Annotated in this window: 25 protein-coding genes; 9 read left to right on the top strand and 16 right to left on the bottom strand. The window is 40.1% G+C overall.

The genetic code is table 11. The features are described 5' to 3' along the window. Position 1 precedes the first annotated feature (1 nt). Both KF820_06890 and KF820_06885 read left to right on the top strand, forming a co-directional pair. A complete protein-coding gene (locus KF820_06890) occupies positions 2–193 on the top strand; it encodes a hypothetical protein (protein MBX3458063.1) in 192 nt (63 codons plus the stop codon). Then, a complete protein-coding gene (locus KF820_06885; protein MBX3458062.1) occupies positions 193–795 on the top strand; it encodes a sel1 repeat family protein in 603 nt (200 codons plus the stop codon). The genes KF820_06890 and KF820_06885 overlap by 1 nt, the downstream gene beginning before the upstream one ends. 13 nt (positions 796–808) lie before the next feature. On the opposite strand, the gene KF820_06880 is transcribed toward KF820_06885, so the two are convergent. The 7 genes from KF820_06880 to KF820_06850 form a co-directional block, all read right to left on the bottom strand. Next, positions 809–1,423: a dTMP kinase gene (locus KF820_06880; protein ID MBX3458061.1), complete on the bottom strand. Its 615-nt coding sequence runs from the start codon at positions 1,421–1,423 to the stop codon at positions 809–811. After that, positions 1,423–2,676, bottom strand: coding sequence for a D-alanyl-D-alanine carboxypeptidase (locus tag KF820_06875; protein MBX3458060.1), 1,254 nt, complete (start codon positions 2,674–2,676; stop codon positions 1,423–1,425). Before KF820_06875 ends, KF820_06880 begins: the two co-directional genes overlap by 1 nt. Positions 2,677–2,692: 16 nt before the next feature. Beyond that, positions 2,693–3,748: a septal ring lytic transglycosylase RlpA family protein gene (locus KF820_06870; GenBank protein MBX3458059.1), complete on the bottom strand. Its 1,056-nt coding sequence runs from the start codon at positions 3,746–3,748 to the stop codon at positions 2,693–2,695. A 132-nt stretch (positions 3,749–3,880) separates the two neighbouring features. Beyond that, positions 3,881–4,342 carry a tRNA (cytidine(34)-2'-O)-methyltransferase gene (locus KF820_06865; protein ID MBX3458058.1) on the bottom strand — a complete coding sequence of 154 codons (462 nt, stop codon included), beginning with the start codon at positions 4,340–4,342 and terminating at the stop codon, positions 3,881–3,883. Further along, positions 4,324–6,090, bottom strand: a complete 1,767-nt coding sequence (locus KF820_06860; protein ID MBX3458057.1) for an ABC transporter substrate-binding protein — start codon at positions 6,088–6,090, stop codon at positions 4,324–4,326. Before KF820_06860 ends, KF820_06865 begins: the two co-directional genes overlap by 19 nt. A 78-nt stretch (positions 6,091–6,168) precedes the next feature. Then, positions 6,169–6,696: a L,D-transpeptidase family protein gene (locus KF820_06855; protein MBX3458056.1), complete on the bottom strand. Its 528-nt coding sequence runs from the start codon at positions 6,694–6,696 to the stop codon at positions 6,169–6,171. A gap of 59 nt (positions 6,697–6,755) precedes the next feature. Continuing rightward, positions 6,756–8,204 carry an NADP-dependent isocitrate dehydrogenase gene (locus tag KF820_06850; GenBank protein MBX3458055.1) on the bottom strand — a complete coding sequence of 483 codons (1,449 nt, stop codon included), beginning with the start codon at positions 8,202–8,204 and terminating at the stop codon, positions 6,756–6,758. A gap of 304 nt (positions 8,205–8,508) precedes the next feature. Here KF820_06850 and ruvX point away from each other — a divergent pair, with 304 nt between their 5' ends. Continuing rightward, positions 8,509–8,979 (top strand): Holliday junction resolvase RuvX, encoded by a 471-nt coding sequence (gene ruvX / locus KF820_06845; GenBank protein ID MBX3458054.1) that lies wholly within the window; start codon positions 8,509–8,511, stop codon positions 8,977–8,979. On the opposite strand, the gene aroA is transcribed toward ruvX, so the two are convergent. Next, positions 8,956–10,314 (bottom strand): 3-phosphoshikimate 1-carboxyvinyltransferase, encoded by a 1,359-nt coding sequence (gene aroA / locus KF820_06840; GenBank protein MBX3458053.1) that lies wholly within the window; start codon positions 10,312–10,314, stop codon positions 8,956–8,958. The two genes, ruvX and aroA, sit on opposite strands and share 24 nt — an antisense overlap. A gap of 129 nt (positions 10,315–10,443) precedes the next feature. Between aroA and KF820_06835 the strand changes: the two genes are divergently transcribed. After that, positions 10,444–10,734 carry a TIGR02300 family protein gene (locus tag KF820_06835; protein MBX3458052.1) on the top strand — a complete coding sequence of 97 codons (291 nt, stop codon included), beginning with the start codon at positions 10,444–10,446 and terminating at the stop codon, positions 10,732–10,734. Between the two features lie 25 nt (positions 10,735–10,759). Here the strand turns inward: KF820_06835 and KF820_06830 are convergent, their stop codons facing one another. The 7 genes from KF820_06830 to KF820_06800 all read right to left on the bottom strand — a co-directional run bounded on the left by KF820_06830 (position 10,760) and on the right by KF820_06800 (position 16,737). Further along, on the bottom strand, positions 10,760–11,854 hold the full coding sequence (locus KF820_06830) for a hypothetical protein (protein MBX3458051.1): 1,095 nt from the start codon (positions 11,852–11,854) through the stop codon (positions 10,760–10,762). Between the two features lie 344 nt (positions 11,855–12,198). Then, on the bottom strand, positions 12,199–12,486 hold the full coding sequence (locus KF820_06825; protein MBX3458050.1) for a hypothetical protein: 288 nt from the start codon (positions 12,484–12,486) through the stop codon (positions 12,199–12,201). 219 nt (positions 12,487–12,705) lie between these two features. After that, positions 12,706–13,152, bottom strand: coding sequence for a hypothetical protein (locus tag KF820_06820; protein ID MBX3458049.1), 447 nt, complete (start codon positions 13,150–13,152; stop codon positions 12,706–12,708). 258 nt (positions 13,153–13,410) lie between these two features. Then, a complete protein-coding gene (locus tag KF820_06815; protein MBX3458048.1) occupies positions 13,411–14,211 on the bottom strand; it encodes a GGDEF domain-containing protein in 801 nt (266 codons plus the stop codon). A gap of 47 nt (positions 14,212–14,258) precedes the next feature. Beyond that, positions 14,259–14,747, bottom strand: coding sequence for a phosphatidylglycerophosphatase A (locus KF820_06810; GenBank protein MBX3458047.1), 489 nt, complete (start codon positions 14,745–14,747; stop codon positions 14,259–14,261). A 1-nt stretch (position 14,748) separates the two neighbouring features. Then, on the bottom strand, positions 14,749–16,110 hold the full coding sequence (locus tag KF820_06805; protein ID MBX3458046.1) for an efflux transporter outer membrane subunit: 1,362 nt from the start codon (positions 16,108–16,110) through the stop codon (positions 14,749–14,751). Between the two features lie 39 nt (positions 16,111–16,149). Further along, positions 16,150–16,737, bottom strand: a complete 588-nt coding sequence (locus KF820_06800; protein MBX3458045.1) for a hypothetical protein — start codon at positions 16,735–16,737, stop codon at positions 16,150–16,152. A gap of 84 nt (positions 16,738–16,821) precedes the next feature. Here KF820_06800 and KF820_06795 point away from each other — a divergent pair, with 84 nt between their 5' ends. The 3 genes from KF820_06795 to KF820_06785 all read left to right on the top strand — a co-directional run bounded on the left by KF820_06795 (position 16,822) and on the right by KF820_06785 (position 18,641). Further along, positions 16,822–17,865 carry a COX15/CtaA family protein gene (locus KF820_06795; GenBank protein MBX3458044.1) on the top strand — a complete coding sequence of 348 codons (1,044 nt, stop codon included), beginning with the start codon at positions 16,822–16,824 and terminating at the stop codon, positions 17,863–17,865. 104 nt (positions 17,866–17,969) lie between these two features. Continuing rightward, positions 17,970–18,314 carry a hypothetical protein gene (locus KF820_06790; GenBank protein MBX3458043.1) on the top strand — a complete coding sequence of 115 codons (345 nt, stop codon included), beginning with the start codon at positions 17,970–17,972 and terminating at the stop codon, positions 18,312–18,314. Positions 18,315–18,461: 147 nt separating this feature from the next. Further along, on the top strand, positions 18,462–18,641 hold the full coding sequence (locus KF820_06785; GenBank protein ID MBX3458042.1) for a YdcH family protein: 180 nt from the start codon (positions 18,462–18,464) through the stop codon (positions 18,639–18,641). Here the strand turns inward: KF820_06785 and KF820_06780 are convergent. Then, complete coding sequence (locus KF820_06780) at positions 18,638–19,252, bottom strand: ribonuclease D (GenBank protein MBX3458041.1); 615 nt, start codon at positions 19,250–19,252, stop codon at positions 18,638–18,640. The two genes, KF820_06785 and KF820_06780, sit on opposite strands and share 4 nt — an antisense overlap. A 282-nt stretch (positions 19,253–19,534) precedes the next feature. On the opposite strand from KF820_06780, the gene lepA reads away from it, so the two are divergent. Then, positions 19,535–21,328 (top strand): translation elongation factor 4, encoded by a 1,794-nt coding sequence (gene lepA, locus KF820_06775; GenBank protein MBX3458040.1) that lies wholly within the window; start codon positions 19,535–19,537, stop codon positions 21,326–21,328. 51 nt (positions 21,329–21,379) lie between these two features. After that, positions 21,380–22,408, top strand: coding sequence for an RluA family pseudouridine synthase (locus KF820_06770; GenBank protein MBX3458039.1), 1,029 nt, complete (start codon positions 21,380–21,382; stop codon positions 22,406–22,408). The last annotated feature ends 54 nt before the right edge of the window (positions 22,409–22,462 follow it).

Below are 22,462 nucleotides of genomic sequence, written 5' to 3'. Positions count from 1 at the left end.
TATGGCTAAATCTGATTCTCCTACACCATTGGAAGAAGAAGGACGGCAGCATAAAAAACTACCGTCTACTAAAGAAATAATGATGTCATATGTTAATGACAACGTGCCAGGATATGGTTATTGGTTTACAAGGATTTTAGTTTTTAGTATAGTTTTCTATATATTTTTTGAACTGTCTAAACTATGGTTTTGATGAAAACACTCACTATTTTAGCGCTAACAACAAGTTTTTGTTTAGCCACACCAAAGGTTGATCACGGTATCAGCCTTATTTATCAAGGTAAATCAGACGAGGCTTTGGCATATTTAAAGCCACTGAGCAACAAAGGTGACATCAAAGCCTCTTTTTACACATCACTGATTTTGATTTTTGGGGATAAACCCAATATATCAGAAGGAATGCCCTACCTACAAAATGCCGTTAATGCAGGATATGGACCTGCACTGGATACAATAGCAGGCTTGTACTTACATGGGGATATTATCCCAAAAGATATTCACACCGCAAAAATGTATTATGAAATTGCGGCACAACGTGGATATGGCCCGAGTCAATTTAACTTTGGCATCATGTCAAAAAATGGTGATGGTGTACCGCGCGATCTTGAAGATGCCTATGTATATTTATCATTAGCAGCAGACAATATTGACGACCTCGGTGACATTACAATCGATGCAACTAAATATCGTAATGATGTGCGGGCGGAACTCAATCAAGAAGAACTTGATCAAGCCCACCAAAAATACGAGCGACTTAGAGCAGAAATTAAAGCGAAGAACGTGGATAATGACTAAGGTTAGCGCAGAATCAAGTGATAAATCTTATAACCTGATTATGCACAGCTTGAATATCCTGATTAGCATTAACAATCCGACACCGTTCAGGAAAACCTTTAGCAATATCAAGGTAACCGGCACGCATCCGATTATGAAAATCGATCTCTAATTTTTCGAATCTAATTTCACTGGTATGCCGAGATAGAGCACGGGATATGCCGATCTCTGGATCAAGGTCAAAGATATAGGTAAGATCAGGCCAAACATTTGGTAAGACCGATTCATGAAGATTGCGCAAAAAATTAACATCTAATCCCCGTCCATAGCCTTGGTAGGCAATGGTTGAATCGGCAAAACGATCACAAATCACCCAAGTTCCCGAGTCAAGCGCAGGTTTAATCACTTTTTCCCAATGATCAACACGTGCCGCATTGAGCAGTAAAGCTTCGGTTATCCCAGACCAACGATTCACATCACCTGAAACAAGTAGGGCACGGATAAGCTCAGCACCATCAGTCCCACCAGGTTCACGCGTAATAATCACAGAATGACCTTTGAGTCGAAGGTATTCAGCCAAAAGTTGGCATTGCGTTGATTTTCCCGTACCTTCACCACCCTCAAAGGTTATGAATTTGCCTCTGGTCATTACTTACCGCCAAAAATATGAGTAATAGATCTCCAGATTTTCTTGAAAATACCAGCTTGCTCAACCGGCTTGTCTGCAATAAGATCAAACTCCAGGGGCTGTTCATACATAGGGGCTGTTATTAAAAATTTACCAAGAGTCTGACCTTGAGCAATCGGTGCCTGAACACTGTCGTCAAATTTTATTTCATACTTGATTTGATCCTTCATGATAGTGGGAACTGTGACATAAGCATCTTTTGAAACACTAACAGGGACCATATTCTCTGCCCCTCCGTAAACGGGTGCATTTTGTATAGAGACACCTTTTTTAGCCAGTGGTACCGATGTAAATGCTTTTTGTGCCCAATTTGCAAGCTTCATAGATTCTGTTGCACGGATATTACTTGTCCTACAGCCATTAACAATCATGATGTAGCGACTTGTATTTCCATTTGGATCAGTTGTGGCAATAGAAGAAACAACACCATACCCCCCAAGATCTGTCATACCGGTCTTAAGACCATCACAACCAATATTTTTGTCAAGCAGTGGATGACGATTCGGCTGGGTAATCCCACCATAGGTATAGGATGTTTTTGCAAAAAGCGGATAGTGCTCCGGATAATCATGAATCACACGATAGGCAATGGTCGCCAGATCTCGGGCTGTTGTTTTATGGTCCGGATCCGGTAGACCACTTGCATTTTTAAACGTGGTTTGCATGCAACCGAATTCATGTGCCTTTTGTGTCATTTCTGCAGCAAAAATTTCTTCGGATCCAGACAATCCTTCGGCCAAAGCTACCGAGGCATCATTACCGGACTGAATGATCACACCGTGTAGTAATTCATCAATCGTTGCCTGAGTGTTTACGTTTAAAAACATCCGCGATCCACCTGTACGCCAAGCTTTTTCGCTGATCAACACAGGTGTGGTTGGCTGCACTTGCCCGCGCTTCATCTTATCAAACGCCATATAGGCAGTCATAATTTTTGTCATAGATGACGGATACATCGGAACATCAGCGTTCTTTTCAAATAAAACTTTTCCTGTGTTATAGTCCATGATCAAAGCTTGTTCCGCTTGCGTGTCAATCCTTAAAGATGCCGCTATCGCAGCAGGTACACCAGGGATAACTGGGGGAGGGGGGGCTGGCTGTATTTCCACAACAGCCTGTTTCAAAACTGATTTCTTTTTATGTTTTTTCTGGTTTGCTTCAACACAAGTCAATAAACTTGCCATCATCAAAGTTAAAATAAACTTATTTGCCACATCTCTCTCCGTCTTCCTAATTCATAATAAGTCTTGCGCCGTGGTGCCCTTCGGCAGAAATCTGTTTAAGCATTTTTTGCGCTTGCTGCTGATTCGTATAGGGCCCTATCTTTACGGTATACATATTTCCTGATTTTTTATCTTTTGTTACAGAAGTTTTGCCATGTTTTTTAAGGATTTTTCCTGCTTTGTCAGCGTTCTTCTTTTGGATATAGTTACCAACTTGAATAAAATGACCTGTACGAGATAAAGCTTTCTGTTTGGGGGAGATTTTACTCAAATCTTCTAGAATAATATCCTCATCCCGAACAGGTTGAGACTTTACCTTCGGTTTAATTTTAGGTTTTGAAGCAAGCATATCCTCAAAGATATCTTCCTCATCCTTGGTAAAGGTTAGATTTTGTACCTTTGCAACTTGTACTGATGGACGATAAACAGCCGGTTTTAGCGTGGGCTTGTACTGGTCATCAGAACGAAGTACAGCTTTGCGAATTTCAGGTTCACGATTCATAACGTCTTGGGCAGGCGTTTTCCCGGCAATTTCTTGAAAATAAATGTCGTCCCATTTACGGCCTGATGGGTCAATTCCATAACGGCCATATTGTTTAAGGTGCGCAGCTAAAGCCTTGCTTTCTTCGGGAAGAGCCCTGACTCGTACTTTGCCTAAGCCTTTATTATGCGTTCCCAACTCTTGCGCAGCTCGTTTAGATAAATCAATAATTCGATTACCAACAAAAGGGCCGCGATCGTTAACAACAACAACTAAATTTTTTCCCGTCTCGACATTCGTAACTTCAACAACAGATGGAATTGGCAACGTTTTATGAGCTGCGGTTAAGGAGTGCATATCGTAAATAGAGCCACATGACGTCGGGCGCTTATGAAACCCAGGTCCATACCAAGAGGCAACGCCATGTTCTTCATAATCGTAATGATCCTGAGGGGTATACTTAATACCTTGAATCGTATAAGGTTTTTTGGTCCCGGAACATAAATCCTTTGATGCTTTAGTCTTTGGCCCCGAACAGCCCACAAGTAAAGCCAAAATCCCAAGTCCCCACAACCGTTTCACAGATACATCTCCACCTAAAACTTTACTTAATCTTAACTGAATGATACAGATTTAACAAGGTATTCTCCTATTTTAACGGGAATTCGATGCAAGAAAGTCTGGAGAGTATTAAACCCCATCATTCATCGAACTTTATTTACCAGAACATTGTCGCAATGCCTCAGAAAGAACCATTGCCCCCGCAATTGCGACATTAAGAGAGCGTGCTCCCGATTGCATGGGAATAACAACCCGATCGGGAATGTCGCTGAATACGAATTCAGGCACCCCAACACTTTCTTGACCTAACATCAAGATATCATTCGGTTGAAATTTGAAATTGTGATAAGCGGTTTCGCCTTTAGTGTCTATTAATACTAAGCGATGGGGCAGGGCATCACGGAAACTAGCATAGGAACAGTAGCGAGTCACATTAGCAAGCTCAATGTAATCCATACCGGCTCGCTCTAGCTTTTTATCATTCCAGATAAACCCACAAGGCTCAATAATATCCAAAGGCACACCAAGGCAGGCAGCCAACCGAATTAATGTTCCTGTATTTTGCGGGATTTCGGGTTGATAAAGAGCCAACCTCATTATTTTGCCCACCACCACTCGGGAACATTCACTCCGATATCAGGATCATATTTCGGGAAATCGAGCTTATCTTTCCAGTAGGCAATACAGGTTAAGTTATCGTAAACACCGGGGATCTGATAATACATCCCCATAACAGCACGGTCTAACGCTTTTACATCAGTCATTAATTCTTGTTCTGAAGATGCATTTGCAACTTTTTGAGCAAGAGCATAAACAGCCTCGTTTTTAATACCAATATAGTTGGAACTGCCTGCCTGATCGGCCATTTTGGGGTCGAAATAATAAGTTTGTTCAATTCCGGGAGACATCGAGTTTGCCCAAGTATGAAGAATGACATCGAATGTCTTTTCAACGGATTGTTTTTCATATTGGGTTGTATCAATCTTTGATACGGTCATCTGAATACCAAGTGGTTTGAGATTTCGTTGGAACTCAAGAGCTACCCCCTCGATCCGCGGATCCTTTAGCGTAAATGTGAATGCAAGGAGTTCCTTGGTATCTTTGTGAACACGCTTACCATTTTCAATGACCCACCCAGCGTCTTTCAGGAGTGCATCAGCTTGTTTTAAGGCTGCTCGACGATCAATTGATGACGGTTTAATTGAATCTAGGAAGATTTCATCATCCAACTGCGCTTTATACGGACTCAAAATCTTTACCTCATCCTCAGACGGTTTTCCTTTTGGCTGGAACTGAGTATTTGCAAAAAGACTAAGCGCTTCTTTAAAGGACCCATGATATTGGGTTTTGTTAATTTGATTAAAATCAAACGCCAAAGCAATCGCTTTACGCACACGGCGATCAGCAAATATTGCTTTTTTCATGTTAAAGATAATCATGCGCACTGCAACAGGCCGATGATGTTCATTTTGGAATTTAACCACACGCCCATCTTTGACGGCAGGAAAATTATAGGCTGTATTCCAACTTTTCTGATCTACTTCCATATAAAAATCAATTTCACCGGCCTTTAAAGATTCACGCAAAGCATGGTCACTTTTAAAATATTCGATAGAAATTTCATCAAAATTAAATGTTCCCTTCAAAATCGGAAGATCAGCTGCCCAATAGTCCTTAACGCGTTCATAAATGATCTTGCGACCAAATTCGTGTGATTTAACTTTGTACGGGCCAGATCCGGGTATAGCCTCAAGCGTAATAGCAGAAAAATCCTTTCCTTCAAGCGCTTTCTTAGGTAAGACGATAAGGTTCCCCATGATAATTGGCATTTCTTTGTCATAAGATCCTTTGTCGTCTGGCAGAAATACGATTTTGATAGTTTTGTCATCGATGATTTTTATTTCTTTTATCAGAGAATAGTATTTCTTATAGCGTGGCAATCCTTTATCACGCAATGTTTCGATCGAGAACTTTACATCCTGAGTAGTGATCGAGCTACCATCATGAAATCTTGCTTTTGGATTGATAAAAAAAGTAACCGCTGAGTTATCCTTCTCAAGCTCAACTTTTTCAGCAATTATCCCATATACCGAGTGCGGATCATCAGCAATTTTCCGCATAAGGGTATCCTGAGTCATTGTTAACCCTTCGGCCGGAAAACCTTTAATAACCAAACGGTTTAGGGAGTCAAAACTTCCAACCGTTGCCATACGAAGCCGTCCCCCCTTAGGGGCATCTGGATTGACGAAAGGCATGTTCTTCTCTGTGCCATCGTGCTTAGGGGCTCCAAATCGTGAAATAAAGGTTTCAGGTTTGGCAATTGCAGAAGAAAATAATAAAGACAGCACTATAATTTTTTTCATATTAAATAGTCCCAAGGATTTGTTTGGGAAATTATAACATAGATAGGCTATTTTTTCTAGGATCCAATCAAGCACATATTAAGCACGCTTTAATTTTTTATCAAAATTGGGGATTATAATTTGAGTGGAAGGCACGACGTTTCTAAGAATCTCGAGTAAATCATCTTTAGCAAGAGCAATACACCCTTCGGTTGGTGTATAACCGTCACGAGCAACATGAATAAATACAGCACTACCATTGTTTGGAATCACCGGCATGCTGTTATGAGAAGTTACAACGATAACATCATAAACATCATCCTCGCGCCATAATTCTTCGTGACGAGCAGCATAGGGCAGGCGGATATGGTTATTATACCGCGGATCTTTGGGATCATCACACCAACCATCGTTTTTATTTAATTTACGACAGGTCAATCGCTGCGATGGTTTATCCTCAATTTTATCAGGCCGGTAAAATACATATCTTAAACTAAATACACCAACAGGTGTCGCTTTGTCGCCTTCAACTTTGGTTTCTTTGAATCCGCCCGCACCAGTCGCACAGCGATATTCTTTTTTTCCAAAGATTAAAGTCGTCGGAGAAGTCAAAACGAGATTTGTCATAATAATTCTCCTAATTCCTAAGTCAATAAAAAAAAGGGGAGGCGAACCTCCCCAACGAATTAGTCTTCACCATGTGCTTTTGAATATGCAGCTATACCATCAAATACATTAAGTTTTTCTATGTGCATCCAGCGATAGTCTGAATTTACAAGAGAGACAAGCTTCATAATATCGTTATCATTAACATCCGATCCATCTTTTGAGACGAAACGGCAACGGAAACAATCTGTCAGATCCGGTTCAGTTCCATGATCGTTTGGATAAACTTTTACCCCTCTGTTTGAAATCATTTTCAATTTCATATTAGCAGATCCGGCAAGATCGGTCAATTTACGTCCCATGCCATCAAGATCGTTGTGCGCTTCAATAAATAAGTCTATCCCATTAACGCTGCGTGTTTTAACTTCGATAGATTTTTGCGCATCGGTCAATTTTGGCATGTTAATCGGTTTGTATGGGCGTTCTTGCCACTGCGGATGTTTACGTCCAAAGTTTGAAATAATCTTGTCTGTAAACGTTGTTGTTGATACAGAGCCTGCATCTCCGTGGACATCGCGGGTATAGACTTTATCAATACCAAGAGTAACAACCAGTGCTTGTTCAATTGTTTCGGCCGCTTCGAACTCACCAATATGGCGTAGCATCATGACACCTGACAACAACACAGCTGTTGGGTTGATATTGTTTTGCCCCGCATATTTCGGTGCGGATCCATGAACGGCTTCAAAAATAGAGAAATCATCACCGATGTTGGCCCCCGGAGCGAATCCAAGCCCACCAATTAAGGCAGACCCAAGGTCACTGAGGATATCGCCGTTCATGTTTGTTGTCACGATAACATCAAAAATTTCAGGCATTTTCACCAGCTGATGCGCACAATTATCAACGATGATATGTTGTGCTTGGATATCAGAATATTCCTTAGCAATTTCTTCAAAGGTCCGTTTCATCAATCCTTCAGTTGCTTTCATAATATTTGCCTTGGTCGCACAATGAACCATCTTACGCCCCTCAGCACGAGCAAACTCAAATGCCAAGCGAATAATTTTTTCACAACCAGGCTTAGAAATCAACTTTAGACACTGAGCAACGTTAGGGGTTTGCATATGCTCAATACCCGCATACAGATCCTCAACATTTTCACGCACAATAACTAAGTCAACATTACGACCTGAAAAAGGGGTTGCAACGCCAGGAAATTCGCGAACGGGGCGGATATTACCATAGGTTTCAAACATCTTACGCAGTGTAACGTTTGCGGACTTTTCACCATGCCCAACCGGAGTTTCAAGTGGGCCTTTTAAAGCAATCTTATTTCGCATAATGGAGTCAACCGTTTCTTGAGGAACACCTGTTGACAAACCCTTTTTAAAAACCTGAGCACCAGCCTCACAAATTTCCCAGTTGATCTTGACGCCGGTTGCATCAATAATTTTGCGTGTTGCGCCTGTAACTTCTGGACCAATTCCATCCCCTTGAATCAAGGTAATTGTATGGGTTTTTGTCATTCGAACGTTGCTCCTCTTTTAGCTAAAACTTTAGGAAAATAATAGCACCACTCACATACTTCTGCACGGACTTTTTTATACATCTTTGTTATCTTAAAGAAGAAAAGTAAAAACAGCGTTAATTTAATAGGTTAAATTTTTGAGGCCCCATTCTTAAGGTTTTTTGTAACCTAAGAAAATAGTTCTTTATGCATAGGCTCTCGATTTATCTATGAAGTGATGGATCAAAATAAATCAAGCTTATTTATCAAAATTACTTTTTATGCTATGATTATGTGAATTTTCTTAAATTAACAGGTTAACTGTGCCACTCATCACCCAGCAAGATCTAGTCCCCATATCCCAAACAAAAACCCGCGCTATGGGACTGGATATTGGCAATAAAACAATTGGTGTCGCGGTCAGTGATCAAACGTGGATGATTGCGTCAGCTCATAGCCTAATTAAACGACAAAATCTATCTGCGGATATTGCCGCCTTAATCAAAATTATTAAAGAGTATAAAGTATCCTGTATCGTCAGCGGTTGGCCGGTCAATATGAATGGCACAGAAGGGGCCCAAGCTCAGGTTGTCAAAAAACTTATTGATACACTCTTACAACAACATGACATACCTGTCTTTCTTTGGGACGAACGCCTGAGTACAGTTGCCGTTACACGAACGCTGCTTGAAGCTGACATGAGTCGCAAGCGACGATCAGAGGTCGTCGACAAAATGGCAGCAACCTTTATCTTACAAGGCGTACTTGATCTATGCCGCATGCATAAAGGATAAGTTCTCAAATACTTGGTGGAAGTTTGGAAAACTAGAAGCAATACAATCTGCGCCTTGAATGATAATAGGATTGCGAGCAATCATGCCTAATATATATAAAGCCATAGCAATGCGATGATCTTTAAAGACATTAACTGTAATCCCGCCAAATATCGGTGTTCCGCCAGTACCCTTAATAATCAAGGTATCATCATCTGCCCTGACGTCAATGCCACAGTTCATCAGGTTTTTAAAGATTGCTTCCAAACGGTTACTTTCTTTGTACCGAAGTTCTCTTAATCCTTTGAATGTTGAGGTTCCGCGTGCAGCCGCAGCGGCAACCGCAATTGCCGGATACTCATCAATCAGGGACGGAGCTTCAAATGCTTCGAGATTGACAGCATTAAGATCCGCCGCTTCGATTTGGATATCGGCAATAATTTCACCACAGGACATCGATTGATCGAGTACGGTCACTTTGGCTCCCATTTGCTGAAGAACTTCATAAGCTCTACGGCGATAGGGGTTCCAGTTAAGCCCGCGAATTGTGATATTTGATTGAGGCGTTATTGCTGCGGCAACAGCAAAGAATATAGCGGCAGATGGATCGCCAGGGATACGAATATTTTTCGCACTAAACGGCTGCTTGCCTTGAATAGAATAAATTGTCCCACCAGTCTCAGATTCAACCACAGTCAAGGGAATACCAAGATATTCCATCATAAGTTCAGTATGATTTCTTGTTTTTATAGGTTCATAGACAGATGTAACACCCTCAATATTCATGCCAGCGAGTAAGACACACGTTTTAATCTGCGCTGAGGGAATCGGAACTTTATAATGAATCCCAATCGGCTTTTTTGCACCATGAATCGTTAAGGGCAAAGTCTCATGATCATTGGTTTCAAACCTAGCGCCAAGCTCCTTTAATGGTGTAATCATCCGACGCATAGGCCTTTGAGATAAAGAAGCATCGCCATAAAGAGTAACCTGAATAGGGAAGGGGGCAACAAATCCACCCAATAACCGTGTTGATGTCCCGGAGTTCCCTAAATACAAAGGGTTTGCTGGTTGCATAAGTGCTCTGCCTGCAAGACCATGGACGATCTTTTTTTGTGGGCCGGCATTTTCAATCTGAACGCCTAGTGATTCCAGAGCAAGCTGAGTATGCTCAACATCTTCGCCCGCATTGATGCCAACAATTTCGGTTGTTCCCGTTGCCAAAGCAGACAAGAACAAAGCTCTATGCGAAATGGATTTATCGCCAGGGATATGTTTATGAGCGAGCAGGGTGCCTCGCAGATGACTTTGCCTATACGAGATTAACGTGTTTTGTGAAACCATATTTTTGTTCATGATTATAGAATTTCATACTTGATATTAAATGCTAAAATTTTACCTTAAGCAATAGTTTTTCTTTGACAAAAGAGCTGTTGCATGTCAAAAATATTCACAAGAATTTAAGTTATTAGTAAGGAGTATTCCGTGGTTAAACTCGAATGGGGAACGAAGCGTACATGCCAAAGCTGTGCATCCCGTTTTTATGATTTACAAAAGTCCCCAATCATCTGCCCAAAGTGCGGATCAACATACGAAATTGTGACAACAACACGCCGTGGGCGTAAGTCGGCTGCGAAGGCTGCGGTTGTAGAAGAAGAAATTCTTGACGATGATATTGAATTAGATGGTAACGACGATACCCTTCTTGATGATGAAGACGATATGGACGACGACCTAGACGATGTCGATGTCGAAAGCGATGAAGAAGAAAACTAAAAAAGCCCCGCGTAATGCGGGGTTTTTAGTGTGGGAACGTTTTAGCAAGAGTATGCAGCAAAAATTTAAGCTCTTTTTCCTCTGCTGATTTGTAATAATCAAAGGTTCTTTGACTTATAATAAATTTTTTATCAGAATCACTTTTTAAGAACCTTGAGTTATAAACGTATGCGAATCGTTTTGGACCAACACCTTCAAAAGCTTCAATTTCCCATTTATGGTGATCCAACAAATCTTCAAATATATATTCAACCTTACTCTTAGGATAATGTTCCAGATAGACAATACGTTTTATCCCGGATGTAATTATATCTCTTAAACATAAATGGCATGGATATGTTGTGGTATATAAAGTTGCCTCCTTAATAGCAATCCCCAATTTTGCGGCATCTGCGATAGCTGAGATTTCTGCATGTGTACATGGATGATAATCAAGGGAGTCCATAAGAAAATCAGAAATTTCTTTTTTAGAGGAATCTTCTATATTGCTTTTTTCAATATATTCTTTATATTTCCCTAACTTTTCTTTTGTTTCTTCAAACTTATATCTTACTTTTTCAGCCTCCATTTTTGATGTGGTTGCATCTTGATTCGGAACACGGATACTTCCGAGTGCAAGAGTTTCACCACCCTGTGTTAGTATTGAAGCACCAACTTGCCTATTTGTTGGATAATTTGATCTCATCGCTGAAGCATAAGCAATTGCCATACCAAATTCATCTGTATCAGGGTACTCATCATAATGGCCATATAACAGTTTTATAAATTTTAGAACAGAATTCTTAATGAAAGCTTTTGAGGAATCAGTATTTATAAAATAATGTGACTCATGATAAATCTTGTATATCTCTTGTCCGCTATCTACTTTTATTGAGTTCTCGTTCATATCCTTATTGATCAACAAATTAATGTTATCTGACTCGATAGATTTTACATATTTATCTCGTAGGTCAATAAGTTGCCTATCATAAATTTCTTCTTGAATCTTTATTATGTCTCCAAATATTGTAGTCACCTTGCATTCACTATCATACGCTTCTATGTTTTTTTCGAGTGTTTTTACAATGATATCTTTTTCAGTTCCAATTGGTGATACAAGTCCTATAATTATCTCATTCATAGTACTCTCCATTTTTTAGAAAAACAATTCACAGCAAAAATACAAATAGAGTAGTTTGAAATAAAGTAAACAAAAAAAATTAGAGAAAGCGATTACAATAAGTTTTTTTATTATGGTTCAAAAGAAACAAAATATCTGATATTTTAATTTGATTTATGTATAATAATATCATAATTTAACATAATACCAATTATACAACTTATGGTCGTGTTTAGAATTATCGTTAGATTGCTCATTCTCCCTTAGCATTCCTTGTTGATAAGGACTGCGTGGTTGTCGCGGTCGACATCAAGGCTCTAGTTAGTTAGAGCCTTTTTGTTTATCAAACTCGCAGTATTTTCTAATCAATCATCGTATTTATCGGATTGTTCAAAAAACCATTCTGTTTTCTTTTCTAATGAGAATATATCTTCAGGGTAAATATCTTCTATCGTAGATATAAATTCTTCAGTTTTCACTCTATATAATTTAAATTCATTCCAGAGCCTACTATTAATCGATTCAAGTTGTTCTGATCGGTTTTCGTAATAGCTTCGTAAAGAGATTATCTTTGTCGAATATTTATTTTCTATATATGCGCCAACTAATATTGCACCTGATAAAAATATTCCTAGCACTTCATGAAATTCCATTAAATTAACTCTACAAATATGTTTTCTCAAACATAGGTATAGGGATTAACCATTTGTTTTCAATATGTTATATTATGCTTTTTAATTCTTCTATATAAGCATCTAAGTCAAAGTCTGGCCGTATGTCCCTCGCCTTTTCACCTTCCCTACTGTCGCCTTCTCTATCTTTAGGCAGTTAATTGGAGCTGGAATGGTACCTCCCTTTAATCCCTTAGTCCACTACTCAATCCTCATCAAACTATTACCAATCTCAGGAGGCAAAGATTCATATAATTCGTAGCTGATATTTTGATTCTGCTTCTCTTCAAAATAATAAGAATTGCTTATAAACAAAGTTTCTATTGCATTAATGTGCATGACAATGCTTTTATGATCGTTATTAGCTAATGCATGCAGCCAAGTGGATACAATTGATGAGCTGTACATCATTGACTTGTCGCCCCTATTCCGTGCGTAATTTGTTATACTCATAACTATATGTGCGAGTGTTAAAGCTATAGTAGAGCTAATGCCCTTACTCGCTTTAGACGAAAGAAAAGAACCTATATTTTCATCTGCTGATGGCCACTCATTGAGTACGTTGAATACACTTATCCTAAGGATAAACGCCATTTTGTCCCTTATTTTTAAAGCCATTATCGGGTCAGATTCAACAATCTTTTCCATCGCGAAAATTACTATCTTTGCTTGATATCTCGTAAAAAAATTAAACACACTCACGATCCATATTTAAGTTAATGAAAACCTTATATGGTATCTATGTATTTGAATTTAAAAACGTTTTTATTCAGCTGGAAGAACTTTGTCCCACTCGTAGTCAGGGCGTATGTCTCTTGCCTTTACCTTCATTTTGTTTTTTATAGCTCTTAAAGATGGCCTGTCGGCTGCATTCTCAATAAACTGCCTACAAGTTAATCACAGTGGTTATAACTCTTGGTAGTAATACGTATTTTTGCCCATCTGTTTGGCGTAGTACATCGACTTATCCGCGTGTTTATAAATATCAGCTATGCTATTGTATTTCGTTGCGCAATTGGATGCGCCAATGCTTAGGTGAATATTTTTATCTTTATCTGCTAATCTGTATGACGACAGAGAAAGTTCGTGTAGTCGTAATAAAATTGCTTCTATGGTAAAGTCCGGTGATCCATGGATCAAAACCGCAAATTCATCCCCACCATATCGCGCGACAATATCGCCGCTGCGAACAGATTCCTTAATTCTTTCGCCAACTTTTTTTAAGACTTCGTCGCCAATTTCATGGCCATAGGTGTCATTAAAGGATTTAAAGTTGTCAACATCAATAATAGCGACATGAAATGATTGTCCCTCTGCATATAAAGATTCAACCATGCCGTCAAAAAAACGCCGGTTAGGGAGCCCCGTAACCGGATCATTAAATGCAAGATAACCCAAACCCAATGTCTCAGTTTTCGCCTCGTACTCACGTTTCTTGATTAAACTTTCAAGGCGAATAATTTCCTTTTGTAAAGTGGTTAAGTTAGACTGCAAAGTACAATCTAAATATGTATCATCAATGGAAAGTAAATTCTTTGTTGTTTTCTTAATGGTTTTTAGGGAAGTTAATAGTTGCGTTGCTGTTTTATTCGTGGCATGGGAGACGTCAATAATCTCTTGCTTGCGAAACAATTTACGCACGAGCCCCTTGCCTCGTGAAACAATCTTATTACGAGGGTGATCCCCCTCTCCTGCTACTAGATCCAATTTCACCTCCTATAAAACTAGATCATACTCGACATTACTCGGTTTATCTAAGACATGTAAAGCATAATTTTTGTAAATATTGCCATAGTTATGGCAGCCCAAATAGCCGCCAATATGTCATCAATCATGACACCAAACCCACGCAGCGCAACAATCTTAGAAAGTTTAATGTCAATTACACCAATGGGCCATGGTTTCCAAATATCAAACAATCGAAATAAAATAAACGATATAGCTAATCCTTTTTCAGATAACCGATCAATTATATTGAAATGCAATAAAAGATAGACCGTTAGGAACATCCCCGCAATTTCGTCAATGACGATATAGGATGGATCAGGATCACTCGCCGGATCTTGAGTTAATTGCTGACTGACATACCAACCAACAAGAAAAATCACCCCCGTCATGAACAGTAAATTAATATGTCCATAATAACACAACAAAATTAAAGGCAGAGCGACCAACGTGCCCCAAGTTCCCGGTGCTTTGGGTAGATAGCCTGAATAAAAGCCGCTGGCCAGAAATCTGATCATGTTATCCCCCTCTACCTAATGCTTTTTGCAAATCAGAATAGATAATCCCAAGGTTTGATCTTGACTCAACAAGTTGTGATTGTAGCCCATAGTAAGCCCGCTCGACCTCTAATGTTTCAAATAGTGAGATTAAACCTTCTTTGTATTGTTTTTTTGCTATTGAGCACGCACTTCCCGCATTATCAGCTGCTAACTTTAAATGACCATATCGTTTTTTCTCATTATTAAACGCGTTAACCAGAGATTCTATTTCAGCGATAGCCAACAATATCGTCTTCTTATAATTAAACAGGGCCTGCTGTTGACGAGCATCGGCGGCATCAACTTGTTTTTGCAAGCGACCAAAGGTAAATAGCGGAAGATGAATCCCCCCTAAAATCGTAAAGGATTTATTTCTTGATTCCATTAGATTACTTTGAAGTGTCGACATCTGCCCCAGAAAACCTTGGATGGATATCTTAGGATACATTTGCGAAATAGCAACACCCGTCATATAGGTAGCAGATGCAAGATCTTGCTCAGCAATCATAACATCCGGGCGCAGACGAATAACTTCTACAGGAGAATCAAGATCCGGTGTTAATACCCCAAACTGAGGTAACGCTACATCCAACTTACTCAAATCCGAAGCTTCACCGAGCAAAACAGAGAGTTTTTGGCGTGCCTGTTCTGCTGCTGTGGCATATTTCGGAGCGTCCGCAGCTGTTGCATAAGCTTGAGCTGTTGCACGATGCGCATCAAAAACAGATGCTCCACCTGCTTTTAATTTTAAAGAAACGAGGCGAGCTGTCTCATCATGATTCGATTTTGTCTCATTGGTTATCCGGAACAAGTCTTTAAATTCTAAGTATTGCAAGTACGTTCGAACAACTTCCGCAATAATAATCTGTTGAGCTGCCTTTAATCCCCACTCTGCCCCAATAGCCTGAGCTTCGGCAGCTTCAATCATTCGGCGGTTTCCGCCAAATAAATCTATTTCCCATGTGGTGTCATAGCCAGCCTTCCATGTGTCATACGGTTTTTTCAACCCAAATATAGGAAAAGTATTACGATCGCGCTGTACGCTGGAACCCAGACCAATCGTTGGCAACCAATTGACAAGCTGAGCGTCATAACCGGCCCTTGCCTCCTTGACTTTTTCCAAAGCAATCAGTAAATCCAAATTTGATGTCAAAGCTTGATCAATAAGATTATTTAAAACAGGATCTTGATAGCCTTGCCACCATCGATCACTGTTTTGTGATTTATGACAAGGAATAGACCAGTTTTTTGGTAACGCCATATCAGGACGTTCATAATTAGGTCCAATGGAACATCCTGTTAAAAGAAAAGAAAAAAGGAAAAATGCGTTTTTTTTATACATAATTTTACTTAAAGAAAAGAAAGTTCTTTCGGTTCTATCTTAATGATACACACGCAATGAGTCGACTTCGACTTCAAAATAAGGCTGATCATGGATAATTTCAGATTGGTTAATGCGACGATTAACACGACAAACAACTTGTTTTGGAGTAAAACCTTTTATATCTCCAACGTAGACAGAAGGAGAAAAGTTCCCTTTGCAGTTCGCTCTCAGGGAATATTTCTTCCCGCTCGGTGGCACGGAGGATTCAATAGCTTCTGATAGGCTATCCCGGAGGTTAAATATATCATTATAGATATAATCACCAACCAGCATTACTTTTTTACCACCAAGAACTTCACAGCGGGCAATATCAAACTTGACGCCACGGAGATTTTTGCCATTAGCCACAACCCATTTGTTCATGACATCTGTCATATAAGCAACGTCTTTATCATCAAGATTAGAGATTGAACCGAGCTCAACTGTATAGTTCTTGTAGGGATGTTGGTCGAGTTTTGCCCCGCTATTTTGCACAAATCGTTCATGTATATTATAGGCAGATGCTTCAGTCAATGGCCCTTTAATCGCCAAGGTGGCAGCCATAGAGCTTGAAAGCAAAGCAGCAGACAAAAAAACAAAACGCATAGATTTTCTCCGAATAGATCCTTTTATTTGACTATAACTCAGGCTATAACTAATTTGAATAGCATTTTAACATTTGAGGGATTTATGAATAAAATTACCCATCCGAACCGCGCCATAACCCTATGGTTATTCGGTACTTGTTTTTTAATATGGCTCATGATTATGCTGGGAGGCGCAACAAGGCTAACCCACTCAGGTTTATCCATCGTTGAATGGAAACCATTAGTTGGGGCCATCCCCCCTTTATCAGAAACTGCATGGCTCGAAGAGTTTGCGAAATATCAGCAATTCCCGGAATACCAACTCGTCAATCACGGGATGACATTATCTGAATTCAAATTTATTTTCTTTATGGAATATGCACATCGACTCTTAGGACGCCTGATTGGTTTATTCTTTTTCATTCCTCTTGTTTGGTTTTGGGCTAAAGGGCAACTCAGTCGTGGCATGAAAAAAATGTCCGTTGTCGTTGCGATTATCGGCATGGCACAAGGTTTTATGGGGTGGTATATGGTTAAAAGTGGCCTAGTCAAAGATCCATCCGTTAGTCACTATCGTTTAACAGTCCACTTGATGTTAGCGCTTGTCTTATTTGCTGTCTTATTTTTTACAGGGCTACGTCATATCCACCCCAACGAAAAACAAGTCAGAGGGGGCGGGAATAATAAAGTCATGCTTGTTCATTTTTCAGCACTGGCCATTATGCTCACCATTACGTACGGGGGTTTTGTCGCAGGATTAAAAGCAGGAAAAATGTACAATACCTATCCGTTAATGGGGGGAGATTTTATCCCTTATGAATGGAGCCATCTGACACCTGTATGGCTAAATTTCTTTGAAAATGCCGCAACTGTCCAATGGGTTCATCGAACAATCGCGGTCTTAACAATGGCATTAACCATCCTTGCCATGACGGGGTTACTTCGCTCTGACTTCGGCAAATCTGTCAAAGATGCAGCAAAGCTTATGATTGTCGGGATTGTCTTTCAAGTGATCCTAGGGATTGCAACGCTCCTCCATGAAGTTCCGGTTAGCCTTGGAACACTTCATCAAGGTGTTGCCGTTATCGTCTTAGCGTTAATCCTTAACGTTATATTTAACGTTCATCGACGCCCATACGAAGCGTAAATTAAGGAAGCCCTAACCAGGGCTTCTTTTTTTGCAGAACTTAACTTTAATTTAAGTTTTCATCTTGAATAATAAGGAGATTTAACATTTTAGGAGTATTCAGGATGAAAAAACTCGCTTTATTAGGACTCATGCTCTTAGCAACACAAGCTGATGCTAAAAATGCAGAAATGACAACTGTACTTAAAATTAAAGCATGGGGTGGCTCAGCTCCGGGTTGGAATGTTTCAGGAAATCGCGGTTGTATCCATAATATTGTATACAAACCATCATCAGAAGCTAAATGGTCAAATATCGGCACACCAACAGAACCACCACGTTATAATTTCGAAATAACACACAGACCAGCTTGTAATGCAACAATCACATTTCACTGGGATGGATCCCCGAATGATAATGACCAAAGAGCGGACTCGTTCGCTCGTGTAGAAATGAACCAGTATCGATAAGACTTTTATTCAAAAGAAAAGCCCTGTTGTTCCATACAGGGCTTTTTATAGTCACTCAAGTAATTGCTATTAAATTTCATATCATTTGACTCATCTTATTACTACGCTATATAATGGTGTGGGTAGATACTAAAGAAGGAGGAAATTATGAACATCCAATCTCATTTAGACAACTTGATCCGTAAGCACAAAAGCTTAGACAAAGAAATCAAACGCATCGAAACAGGTGCTTTTACCGCTGAAGCGCGTCTTCATGAACTAAAAAAACGCAAACTCCAAGTTAAGGATGAAATCACCGATTTCAGTAAACGCACTAACGTGCGTTAATGCGCAAAAATATCGAATTCATCACCAGCCAATAGATCGAGATAGGCGCGTGTCAGAATAAAGTTACAGCATTCTTGAGCTAGTTCTGTGCGCCCTTCTCTCTCTAGGCGATCATCTAAAATTGCTTTTAGCTTGTGCAAGTGCAAGACGTCGGTTGCAGCATATTTCTTTTGATCTTCACTTAAATCATCCGCTCCCCAATAAGATGTCTGCTCTTGTTTAGATATTTCAACACCCAAAAGCTCTTTACACAGTTCCTTAAGGCCATGACGATCTGTATAAGTTCGCACGAGTTTTGATGCAATTTTTGTACAGTAAATATTGCTCATTGTAATACCGAATGTGTGCATCAATATAGCTACATCAAAACGCGCATAATGGAATAATTTCTCTACTGAGTCATCACTTAGCAACATGATCAGGTTTTCTGGATAAGTTTCACCGGTCGGATCAATCTGCACAAGGTGGCAAACACCATCTCCGGATGACAACTGAACTAAACACAAACGGTCACGATTTGGCTTTAGCCCCATTGTTTCCGTATCAATCGCAACAGTCTTACCTAAATCAAGCCCAGCTGGCAAATCATTTTTATGAAACTCTATTTTCATGAAAACCTTATCCCCAAATCAAAAACAACATAAGCAAGGCTATAATGACGACATATGGTTTGTCAAGAAACGTAGAGCGTAAAATTTGCTCCTTAGGCACCTATTTCAAGCAGATTTTTTTCCTGTGCCCTTTAGTTTTTTCTAGGTTACCCCAATCTTAACGGCCTAATAGAAAGTTTGGCGTTCAAAGAACTCAATAAATTGGCAAGAAGTGTAATATCATTTGCCTTTAAGGTAAGATTCCTATAAAAATTAGATAAATAACTAAACTTAATTTGAATCATGAAAAACATACGTAACTTTGCTATTATCGCCCACATTGACCATGGAAAATCTACCATGGCCGATAGATTGATCGAGTTTTGCGGTGCAATTGAATCCCGCGAAATGAAAGATCAACTGCTCGATTCCATGGATATTGAGCGTGAGCGCGGAATTACGATCAAGGCACAAACTGTTCGCTTAAGCTATAAAGCAAACGATGGTGAAACCTATCAATTAAACCTGATGGATACTCCTGGTCACGTTGACTTTGCTTATGAGGTGAGCCGATCTTTGGCTGCATGCGAAGGCTCATTGCTTATCGTTGACGCCAGCCAAGGTGTAGAAGCTCAAACCCTTGCAAACGTTTATCAAGCCATTGACAATAACCACGAAATCATCCCAGTTCTGAACAAAATTGATCTCCCCGCAGCCGACCCTGATCGCGTTAAGCAACAAATCGAAGATGTTATCGGCCTAGATGCCTCGGATGCAATCCTTGCTTCAGCTAAATCCCGTATCGGTATTCAAGACGTACTTGAGGCAATTGTCACTCGTCTTCCAGCCCCAACTGGGGATGAATCAGCAGCTCTACAAGCCATGCTCGTTGACAGTTGGTACGACCCCTATCTTGGCGTTATGATTCTAGTCCGTGTCAAAAATGGCGTTCTGTCCAAAGGAATGAAGATTCGCATGATGTCAACAGGCGCAACTTATGAAGTTGACCGCGTCGGATATTTTACCCCAAAGCAAGTCTTAGTCGATAAGCTTCTTCCCGGTGAAGTTGGCTTCATCACTGCCAGCATCAAAGCTGTAGCTGATTGTAAAGTTGGTGATACAGTTACAGATGAACGTCGCCAAGCAGCAGCTCCTCTTCCTGGCTTTAAACCATCTGTTCCTGTTGTATTCTGCGGTCTATTTCCTGTCGATGCAGCTGATTTTGAACGGTTACGTGATAGCTTAGCAAAATTACAACTCAATGATGCAAGCTTTCATTACGAAGCCGAAAGCTCTGCAGCTTTGGGCTATGGATTCCGCTGTGGATTCTTGGGCCTTCTGCATTTAGAAATTATTCAAGAACGTCTAGAACGCGAATTTGATCTAGATCTAATCACAACTGCACCAAGCGTTGTCTACAAAATCCATATGACAAATGGGACAATGATTGAATTGCATAATCCAGCAGATTATCCAGATGTTGTAAAAATTGATCGAATCGAAGAACCTTGGATCAAGGCAACAATCTTGGTTCCAGATGAGTACTTAGGCTCAGTTCTGACATTATGCAGTGAACGTCGTGGTGTTCAATTAGATCTGACATATGCAGGCAACCGCGCCATGGCAGTTTACAAATTACCTTTAAACGAAGTTGTTTTTGATTTTTATGACCGCCTTAAGTCTATCAGCCGAGGGTATGCGTCATTTGACTATGCGTTAGACACATACGAAGAAAGTGATATTGCAAAGGTTTCCATTATGGTTAATGGAGAACCTGTTGATGCCCTGTCAATGCTCGTTCACAAAGGGCGCGCTGAATCTCGCGGTCGCATGATTTGTGAGCGTTTAAAAGATTTAATCCCACGTCAACTCTTTAAGATTGCAGTACAGGCCGCTATTGGTGGCAAAGTTATTGCTCGTGAGACCGTTTCTGCAATGCGTAAGGACGTAACAGCCAAATGTTACGGCGGCGATATTTCTCGTAAACGTAAACTTCTAGATAAGCAAAAAGAAGGTAAAAAGAAAATGCGCCAGTACGGGAACGTAGAAATTCCACAAAGCGCATTTATTGCAGCCCTAAAAATGAATGATAATTAGGAGTAGAGATAGATAGACATGTACCCGAAATCACGTTTTTGGGTACATGTTATGGAGCATATGTACCCGAAATCGCATTTTTGGGTACATATTGATAAAAAGGCAAAGAAAATGAACCAACCAACCGTATATATTGTCGAAGATTCTGAAGGGATGCGATTAGATCGCTGGCTAAAGAAACAAATACCAGAGCTCAAACAAAGCGTTCTTGAAAAATTACTGCGCACAGGTAAGATCAAGCTAAATGACACAAAAGTAGCATCGAGCCACCGCATCGTTATTGGCGATGTTGTTACCGTCAAGGAAGATCTTGCTAAATATCGAAACGTACTCCCTCAAATCAGCATGAAAGAAGCACCAACTCTTACACCAGATGAGTTGGAGTTTTTTACTTCTCTGATCATTTGGGAAGATGATGAAATCTTAATTATCAATAAACCGAGTGGTCTTGCTGTCCAAGGTGGCACCAAGACATTTCGTCACGTCGATCGTTTCTTAGCTGGTTATGGCGAACATAAAAACTGTCGTTATCGCTTGACCCACCGTATTGATCGGGACACAAGCGGTTTGCTTGTTATTGCAAAGACAGGTGAGATGGCTACGCATCTAACCCAACAGTTTAAAGATGGGAATGTTGATAAAATATATTGGGCCGTGACTGTCGACCAACCAACACCAGGTAGCGGCGTTATCAAAGCTCCATTAGTCAAGGCAGGTATTGGTGATCGCGAAAAAGTCGTGGTTGATCATGAAAAGGGAAAAAATGCTGTAACTGTATATCAAACGTTGAAACGCTTAGAAAAAAGGAATCTTCCGTTCATGGCTTGGGTTGAACTGCGTCCCGAAACAGGACGTACCCACCAAATCCGCGTCCATTGCCAGCACTTAGGATCTCCTATTCTTGGCGACGGGAAATATGGTGGTAAAGAAGTGACAGATATTAACAGAACGCTTCACTTGCATGCTCGGACGATTACTTTCAGGGATCGTGAAGGGAACAGACTGACTTTTAATGCAGCGCCACCAACCCATTTTGAAGAAACCCTACGACGTTATGGGATAGATTGGTCTAAGCTGTAAAACTTCTTGTTATACACAGGAAGGCTACTCGACATAAAAAACAATCTTAGGCTA

It is taken from the genome of Candidatus Paracaedibacteraceae bacterium (assembly GCA_019636055.1).
Taxonomy (GTDB): Bacteria; Pseudomonadota; Alphaproteobacteria; order Paracaedibacterales; family Paracaedibacteraceae; genus Paracaedibacter.
The sequence above is the reverse complement of the archived record's forward strand: the minus strand, read 5'-3'. Positions and strand labels throughout refer to the sequence as shown.

Excerpts from the sequence above, each read along its gene's own strand:
- KF820_06795 (MBX3458044.1), top strand. The coding sequence starts at position 16,822 with ATGAATAAAATTACCCATCCGAACCGCGCCATAACCCTATGGTTATTC.
- KF820_06880 (MBX3458061.1), bottom strand. The coding sequence starts at position 1,423 with ATGACCAGAGGCAAATTCATAACCTTTGAGGGTGGTGAAGGTACGGGA.
- KF820_06885 (MBX3458062.1), top strand. The coding sequence starts at position 193 with ATGAAAACACTCACTATTTTAGCGCTAACAACAAGTTTTTGTTTAGCC.
- KF820_06830 (MBX3458051.1), bottom strand. The coding sequence starts at position 11,854 with ATGAATGAGATAATTATAGGACTTGTATCACCAATTGGAACTGAAAAA.
- KF820_06810 (MBX3458047.1), bottom strand. The coding sequence starts at position 14,747 with ATGATCAGATTTCTGGCCAGCGGCTTTTATTCAGGCTATCTACCCAAA.
- KF820_06770 (MBX3458039.1), top strand. The coding sequence starts at position 21,380 with ATGGAGCATATGTACCCGAAATCGCATTTTTGGGTACATATTGATAAA.
- KF820_06790 (MBX3458043.1), top strand. The coding sequence starts at position 17,970 with ATGAAAAAACTCGCTTTATTAGGACTCATGCTCTTAGCAACACAAGCT.
- KF820_06785 (MBX3458042.1), top strand. The coding sequence starts at position 18,462 with ATGAACATCCAATCTCATTTAGACAACTTGATCCGTAAGCACAAAAGC.
- lepA (MBX3458040.1), top strand. The coding sequence starts at position 19,535 with ATGAAAAACATACGTAACTTTGCTATTATCGCCCACATTGACCATGGA.
- aroA (MBX3458053.1), bottom strand. The coding sequence starts at position 10,314 with ATGAACAAAAATATGGTTTCACAAAACACGTTAATCTCGTATAGGCAA.
- KF820_06800 (MBX3458045.1), bottom strand. The coding sequence starts at position 16,737 with ATGCGTTTTGTTTTTTTGTCTGCTGCTTTGCTTTCAAGCTCTATGGCT.
- KF820_06805 (MBX3458046.1), bottom strand. The coding sequence starts at position 16,110 with ATGTATAAAAAAAACGCATTTTTCCTTTTTTCTTTTCTTTTAACAGGA.
- KF820_06780 (MBX3458041.1), bottom strand. The coding sequence starts at position 19,252 with ATGAAAATAGAGTTTCATAAAAATGATTTGCCAGCTGGGCTTGATTTA.
- KF820_06850 (MBX3458055.1), bottom strand. The coding sequence starts at position 8,204 with ATGACAAAAACCCATACAATTACCTTGATTCAAGGGGATGGAATTGGT.
- KF820_06860 (MBX3458057.1), bottom strand. The coding sequence starts at position 6,090 with ATGAAAAAAATTATAGTGCTGTCTTTATTATTTTCTTCTGCAATTGCC.
- KF820_06820 (MBX3458049.1), bottom strand. The coding sequence starts at position 13,152 with ATGGAAAAGATTGTTGAATCTGACCCGATAATGGCTTTAAAAATAAGG.
- KF820_06890 (MBX3458063.1), top strand. The coding sequence starts at position 2 with ATGGCTAAATCTGATTCTCCTACACCATTGGAAGAAGAAGGACGGCAG.
- KF820_06855 (MBX3458056.1), bottom strand. The coding sequence starts at position 6,696 with ATGACAAATCTCGTTTTGACTTCTCCGACGACTTTAATCTTTGGAAAA.
- KF820_06825 (MBX3458050.1), bottom strand. The coding sequence starts at position 12,486 with ATGGAATTTCATGAAGTGCTAGGAATATTTTTATCAGGTGCAATATTA.